Source organism: Rhizobium sp. Root1203 (genome assembly GCF_001424945.1).
Taxonomy (GTDB): domain Bacteria; phylum Pseudomonadota; class Alphaproteobacteria; order Rhizobiales; family Rhizobiaceae; genus Rhizobium.
On the sequence record NZ_LMCW01000017.1, the window covers coordinates 113,292 to 119,607 of the forward strand.

The 6,316-nt window shown below is 57.3% G+C and carries 5 protein-coding genes and 1 pseudogene; 1 reads left to right on the forward strand and 5 read right to left on the reverse strand.

The window, feature by feature from the left end:
- Nucleotides 1-27: 27 nt before the first annotated feature.
- The 5 genes from ASC97_RS18850 to ASC97_RS18870 form a co-directional block, all read right to left on the reverse strand.
- Complete coding sequence (locus ASC97_RS18850; RefSeq protein ID WP_057469875.1) at nt 28-984, reverse strand: substrate-binding domain-containing protein; 957 nt, start codon at nt 982-984, stop codon at nt 28-30.
- Nucleotides 985-1,053: 69 nt separating this feature from the next.
- The gene (locus tag ASC97_RS18855) at nt 1,054-2,076 is read right to left on the reverse strand and encodes an ABC transporter permease (protein WP_057469876.1); all 1,023 of its coding nucleotides are present in this window, start codon (nt 2,074-2,076) and stop codon (nt 1,054-1,056) included.
- Nucleotides 2,077-2,090: 14 nt separating this feature from the next.
- On the reverse strand, nt 2,091-3,539 hold the full coding sequence (gene xylB / locus ASC97_RS18860; protein ID WP_057469877.1) for a xylulokinase: 1,449 nt from the start codon (nt 3,537-3,539) through the stop codon (nt 2,091-2,093).
- Nucleotides 3,540-3,543: 4 nt separating this feature from the next.
- Entirely contained in the window at nt 3,544-4,173 is a 630-nt protein-coding gene (locus ASC97_RS18865) for an SIS domain-containing protein (protein ID WP_057469878.1), read from the reverse strand.
- A gap of 92 nt (nt 4,174-4,265) precedes the next feature.
- Nucleotides 4,266-5,222 carry a sugar-binding transcriptional regulator gene (locus tag ASC97_RS18870; RefSeq protein ID WP_082530057.1) on the reverse strand — a complete coding sequence of 319 codons (957 nt, stop codon included), beginning with the start codon at nt 5,220-5,222 and terminating at the stop codon, nt 4,266-4,268.
- 640 nt (nt 5,223-5,862) lie between these two features.
- On the opposite strand from ASC97_RS18870, the pseudogene ASC97_RS18875 reads away from it, so the two are divergent.
- Nucleotides 5,863-6,316: pseudogene (locus ASC97_RS18875) on the forward strand (hypothetical protein); the annotation flags it as partial.

Sequence of the window (6,316 nt, forward strand, 5' to 3'; positions counted from 1 at the left end):
GGCCCTCAGCCGCGCGACATGCCGAGATCAATATGCCTTGTCGACTGTCGCGCCGGCGTTGTCCTTGTTTACGAGCAAGGGGGGGCTATCGATGATGGCCTCGAGTTTCTCGCCGGCGAGGAACTTCTTGATGTTCTCGACTTGGATCTGTGCGAGCTTCGCAGGCTCCTGAATGGCGCCGGCCTTCAGGATCGAATTGTCTTCGATGTACTGAACACCAAGCTTGTCGACGAACGCGTAAAGCTTCACGTCGTCGCGACCGAGCTGCTGGATGGCGGCCATGGCACCAAGCGCTGCTGGCTCGGTATCCGAATAGACGACGGTGATCTCGGGATTTCCCTGAAGCATCTCCGTCGTCACCTTGAGCGCCGTCGTCTCTTCGACCTTGCCGTTCACGAGAGCCACGAACTTGACATTCGGGTTTGAGCTGAGGGCTTCCTTGAAGCCGTCATCGCGGGTATTTGCTGAGACGGACGTCGGTTCGCCAACAATGCCGATGACAGCCTTGCCGTCGGCGCCGATGTCCTTCAGAAGCTGCTGTCCAACGAACGTGCCACCTGCCTTCTGGTCAGTCTGCACTGCCTGCTCGACTTTGAGATTTTCAGCCTTGAGACCTGCTGGGTCTGGAAGCAGGTTGATGGTGAAAACGGGTATCTTCGCCTGGTTGAGTTCAGAGACGGATGCTACGCAGGGGCCCGACGAGACGCAATTTAAAGCAACCGCGGCAACACCCTGCTGAACAAGGGTCTGAATCTGCGACAACTGCTTTGCATCGTCATTGTCAGCGATCATAACGCGAACCGTAAAGTCCTGCGCCTTGCCGTTTTCCTCGAAGCTTTTCTTCATGGCAACGTAGTAAGGGTTGGTGAGATTTGGCAATGCTACGCCCAGAACCTTGTCGTCAGCGCTTGCCGACGCGGCTGCCATCGCAAAAAACGATGCTCCAGCCGCTGCGAACGCCATGCTCCTCCACACTTTCTTCATCTTTCACTCCTGTTTAGATGATGTTCAGTCCGCGACGTCGTTACCAACACGACGCCGTTTCCGGCGGCCCTAAGAGCCACCTGAAATCTGACCCTTGAGTAGTTTTCTCCAGGGTAGAGACAACCGGCTTGATGACCGCAGGGTGTCAAAGGTCACGCCGACGAGAATGATCACGCCGATCACAAGCGGTTGCCAATATGCGTTGACGTTGAGCACATTCATCAAATTTGAAATTGTCGCGATGAGTGTCGCTCCAATCATCGCGCCATAGATCGATCCAATGCCACCAAAGAGGCTGACGCCGCCAACGACCGCACCCGCTATGGAGAAAAACAGTTCGTCACCGCGCCCGGCTGTGGGATAACCGGTCATCAGGCGGGATCCATAGATCAGTCCGCCGCAGGCGCCACAGAAGCCAGAGATCGCGTAAACAAGAATGGTAATCCGCGATGTATTCACGCCCGCCAGCCTTGCTGCCTCGGCGTTGCCGCCAACGGCAAAGATATGGGTACCTGTTACCGTCCGCTTTATGAAAATGGCAGCAACGGCGATCGCGATTGCCAATGCGATGACAGGGAAGGGAATACCGAAAACCTTTGCCTGCCCGATGAACCGATATCCGAAATTCAGGACACGGATTGATTCGGCGCCGGTTATGATCTGCGGGATGGAAGCCGCAACGCCCATCATTGCGAATGTAACAATGAACGGTGGCACACCCGTTTTGTCGATAATGACACCGTTCACAGCACCCGCGATGGCACCGACGGCCAGAACAAGCACAGACGCGACAGGCCACGGTATACCAAGGGTCTGAATGAACACGGCCGCGATCACGCACGTCATTGCAACGATCGAACCGCACGAGAGGTCAATTCCGCCGGTGAACAGAACGAAGGATTGGCCAAGGCACAGAAACGCAATCACCGCTCCATTCAACAGAAGAACAAACATGTTCGAGACTGTCATGAAATTTGGTGATGCGAGCGAGCCTGCGATGAGAACCATCAGCAGCACAAACGCGATGCCTGCCTCCGCGGGGATCTTAATGCGCTTTGATGCATTGGGCTCAGAATTGGTGATGTCGGTCATGAAATCCTCCCTTGTTACCGCGCAAGCTGGCAAGCGTTTCTGTAGTTCGCTCTAACCTCGTCGGCACGTTCGAGGGACCGAGGATTTGGCTCGGCCACGATTTTGTATTCAGGTCTCCAATCGTCGGCGACGGCTGCCGTCGTGCGCCCTGTCAAGACTGCGGCTGCCTGGACCGCAGCACCTGCGGCTGCGGCCTCGGCGAGGTTGCTGGTCCAAACCGGCCTGCCGGTCAAATCTGCGAGAATCTGCCTGTAGGCTTGCGACCGCGATGCGCCGCCCGTGACGATCAGGCGACCGTTGGTTCGCACACCTTGCGAACTCAACAAATCGCCGCCTTCAAGCAATCCACAAATGACCCCTTCGACCGCCGCACGTGCCACCTGTCCAGCGCTCACATCGCTACGCAAACCCGACAAAATGCCCGTTGCGTTCGGAAGATTGGGCGTTCGTTCGCCATCTAGGTAGGGAACGAGGACAAGGCCGTTTGCACCGGGGCTTGTGGACAATGCCAGCCGGTCGAATTCATCAACGTCCAAGCGCATGATGCGCCGAAATGCGTCTGAGACTTTTGCGGAATTGAGCGTTGTGATCATAGGCAAGAACGCGCCCGTTGCGTCGGCATAGCCATTGATCGCGCCGCTGCCATCCCTGATGCCAATCGAAGTGACACCATAAAGGGTACCACTGGTGCCAAAAGAGATGACTGTATCCCCGGGTCCTATCCCCAGGCCGAGGGCAGCGGTCATGTTGTCGCCGGACCCGGAACCGACGATCGCGCCCGCCAGGGCGGAGAGGCCGCAGTCCGACTTCACTACGCCGGACGCCTCACTGGACCCGACAAGATCGGGCAAGACCTTGTCCCACGCGACACCAGGGACGGCAAGCTCCGCCAGTTCATAGTCCCACACATTGAGGAAGGGATTGAAGTAACCGGTTCCCGATGACACTCCACGCTCAGTGGCGGCGCGACCGGTAAGTCGGAATAGAATGTAGTCAGAGGGGAGCATGATGTGATTGGCGGTTCGTACCAACCCGGGAAACGTTCTCTCTGTCCAAGCAAGTTTGCTGACCGTGAGTGCGGGTGCTGGCACTGAACCGGTTCGAGATGCCCATTCTACAGGAGATAGTTTTTCGGAGAGTAATGCCGCATCCTGCGCAGCCTCGGTATCGTTCCACAGCTTGGCATCACGCAATGCTTGGCCGTTTGTATCGAGCAAGACGAGGCCATGCCCCTGCCCACCCACCGAGATGGCCGCGATACGCGATCCGTACGAGTGAAGAACGTTCATGGCCACACACAAGGCGTCCCACCATGCTTGGGGTGCTTGTTCGCTTCTGGGAGGCGTCGTTACCGGATGAGGCGCGCGCGCCTCTGCAACGACCTTACCACCCACGATTTCCCGCAGCACGACGGTGCAGGATTGTGTCGAGGAATCGATACCGGCAACAAGGTCCCGAGCCATCGGACTAGGCCTGGATTTCTTGCAGGCGGTGCAAGCTTTCTTCGGCGTCGCGTCCGACGGCACCCGACGGATGTGTAAAGAGGATCTTGTCCCATCCATAGCCACGGGCAACACGACAGACCTCAACGAGCGCGTCGGTCACGGCCGCAGCTGCAAGGGAGCTCCCAGTGGCAACAACAGAGCCCAAATCAGTGCCTTCCGGCAAAGTAAGGCGAATAACGTGATCTGAGATCGAGCCGAGGACAGATTCTGGAGATGCTGTGATTGAGATCAGACCGGCGCACAGCGTCTTTGCCCGTGCGCAAAAGTCGTTCAATTCATCGGAGCTTCCGCCCTTGGAAAGGGCTAGGACGAGATCTTGAGGTTGAAGGACGCCTAGACCGCCATGCAATCCATCTGCAGGAGGGAGGTAGAACGCTGGGGTTCCGCCGACCGATAGCAGGTGAGCGGCTCGGCTCGCGACGGCGCCGGATGTGCCGCTACCGGTTACCAAAATCTTGCCTCGACATGTTGCGAACAACTGCGCCACGGCGAGGAACGAACCGTCCATGCCTTCGATCGTTCCAAGAACGGCGGCGGCGTCTGCGCGGATGACTTCCTTGGCTCTTACGACCCAATCGTGTTCTTGCTGCATGCTCAACTCCTCTGTCGTAGCCATCCAATAGAGTAGCTGAGCGACATCGTCAAGTGAGCATAAGTGCGCTCATTTGAGCGCTATTTGTGATTCTAATGAGCGACCAGCTTACGGGCTACGCCAGCGTCCGTGATGATGGTTGTTAGCCACCCGCCTCGCAGGACAGCTTGGATGGCATCTGCTTTTTCCAATCCTCCTCCAATACCGATTCTCTCCGGAATCCTCCGCAACTGCTCTGTACTGAGACACAGGCCCACCCGGTTCAACTCGCTGGGTACTTCGTTGCCTTCATTGTCGATAAGCGTTGCACATAGATCTGCGCGAACGTTTCGTCTTAAAGCGTCGCGACGCCAGTCCTCGGGAAATCCGGAGCATAGGCAGGATTCCTGAGGGTGCCAGGATCCTATGCCCACCGCAAAGACGTCGATCTTGTCGTAACGAGACATGGCGTTGGCGATCGACGTTTCTGCCCGCAGTTTGGTCACGAGACCAGGGTCTTCAACCCACATAGGGCCAAACAAAGGGTATGCTGCACCCCCGCTTGCCCGGGCGAAGCGATGCAGTAGTTCGACAGGGTTCTGGGAGAGATCCAATCCTGCAGGGCTTCCTGCGGCTTGAACAACATCGACTTTTGGCAGCTTCACAACGGCCTTCGCCGCTGCAGCCAGCGTCCGTCCCCAGGCCATTCCCAAAAGTTGCCCGTCGATGAGCGTTTCTTCAAAAAAGTCTGCTGCGAGAACGCCAAGGGGCTCGATTAAAGCGCTTGCTGGCAAATCCGGGCCGTCGAGCACAAGTGCGGCCTTTAGATGAAATTTCTGCCGTAGCTTTTCGGCAAGCTCAACATTCAGATCTCCTTGGTCGTCTATCTCGATGCGGACTATTCCCTCGTGCAAAGCGGTGTCTAGGAGCCGAGCGACCTTAAACCGAGAGATGCCAAGCTGATCTGCGATCTGTGATTTTGTTTGATTTTCAAGGTAGTAGCGTCTCGCGACAAGGGAGGCCTGCAATTTTTGAAGTGGTCGTTTGGACATCTGGACAAAACTGCTCATTTGTTATTGCAACAGCTCATCTGTAAACAAAAGCAAACGAATGGAAAAGGCCCTTCACAGCGGCGGCGCGTTCATCGTGGAGGCTATCGGGCACGGCGTTCGCCCAGGCTCCGGCATCCACCCTAGTAGGCATGGCAAGCCTGAACCACAATGCAATGCTTCAGGGGAAGGGGCAACAAGTGAGGTTCCATCGAGCAGGCGAATGCAGTCGGCTAGCCCCTCTGCTCGGTGGGCGCTACCCAGAAGATGCAGCGACAAGCATCAATCCGATGCCGGTCATCGCCGTCTCACGGCCTGGTGGTCGGTCCAACCGCTGCGATCCACCATCCATCTTCCGCAGGCCACGCAGATCAATAGGATGCGTTCCTCGGGCGCCGGCTTGCGGCGCGAGGGCGTTATCCAGAGCCTCCTTCCGGCGAAGGAGCTTTTACCGTCAACATTTACGCCGGGTACACCAAGACCATTTGTATCAAATTTAAGTTTCTCGCATACAAACCCTCCATGCCTTAAATCGTGCGGTCATGAAGACCCCGCTTCACACACCAATGCTATGGTGGAATCGTGGGACTATTTCGTGCGCAGATTAGAAAGCTTCCTCGCCGACCGCTCCGGAAATTTCGGCGTCCTGACCGCCATCCTTATGGTCCCGCTCATCGGTTCCGCAGGCATGGCGATAGATTTCGCACACGCTCTGAGCCTTCGGACGCAGCTTTATGCCGCTGCGGACGCGGCCGCAGTCGGCGCGATCGCGGAAAAGTCGAGCGCCGCCGCGGCAGCGATGAAAATGACCGGCGATGGCCCTATTTCGGTCGGCAACGACGACGCACGCAGCATTTTCAGCGCCCAGATGCAAGGCGAGTTGACCGCCGGCCAAGTGGCGGTGGACGTCGAGGTGAATAGAACCGCGAACAAGCTCACCTCCTCCGTTTCATTCCACGCGTCGGTTCCAACCACGTTCATGCGGATCTTCGGTCGACGGGACGTCAAGATCGCCGGTACCGCCACGGCGACGTTCCAGACGGCCTCGTTCATCGATTTCTACATCCTGCTCGATAACACGCCGTCCATGGGCGTCGGCGCAACGCCGGCGGACG

Bases quoted from the DNA above. Each gene is read 5' to 3' on its own strand.
- ASC97_RS18850 (WP_057469875.1), bottom strand. From the start codon at position 984: ATGAAGAAAGTGTGGAGGAGCATGGCGTTCGCAGCGGCTGGAGCATCG.
- ASC97_RS18855 (WP_057469876.1), bottom strand. From the start codon at position 2,076: ATGACCGACATCACCAATTCTGAGCCCAATGCATCAAAGCGCATTAAG.
- xylB (WP_057469877.1), bottom strand. From the start codon at position 3,539: ATGGCTCGGGACCTTGTTGCCGGTATCGATTCCTCGACACAATCCTGC.
- ASC97_RS18865 (WP_057469878.1), bottom strand. From the start codon at position 4,173: ATGCAGCAAGAACACGATTGGGTCGTAAGAGCCAAGGAAGTCATCCGC.
- ASC97_RS18870 (WP_082530057.1), bottom strand. From the start codon at position 5,222: ATGAGCAGTTTTGTCCAGATGTCCAAACGACCACTTCAAAAATTGCAG.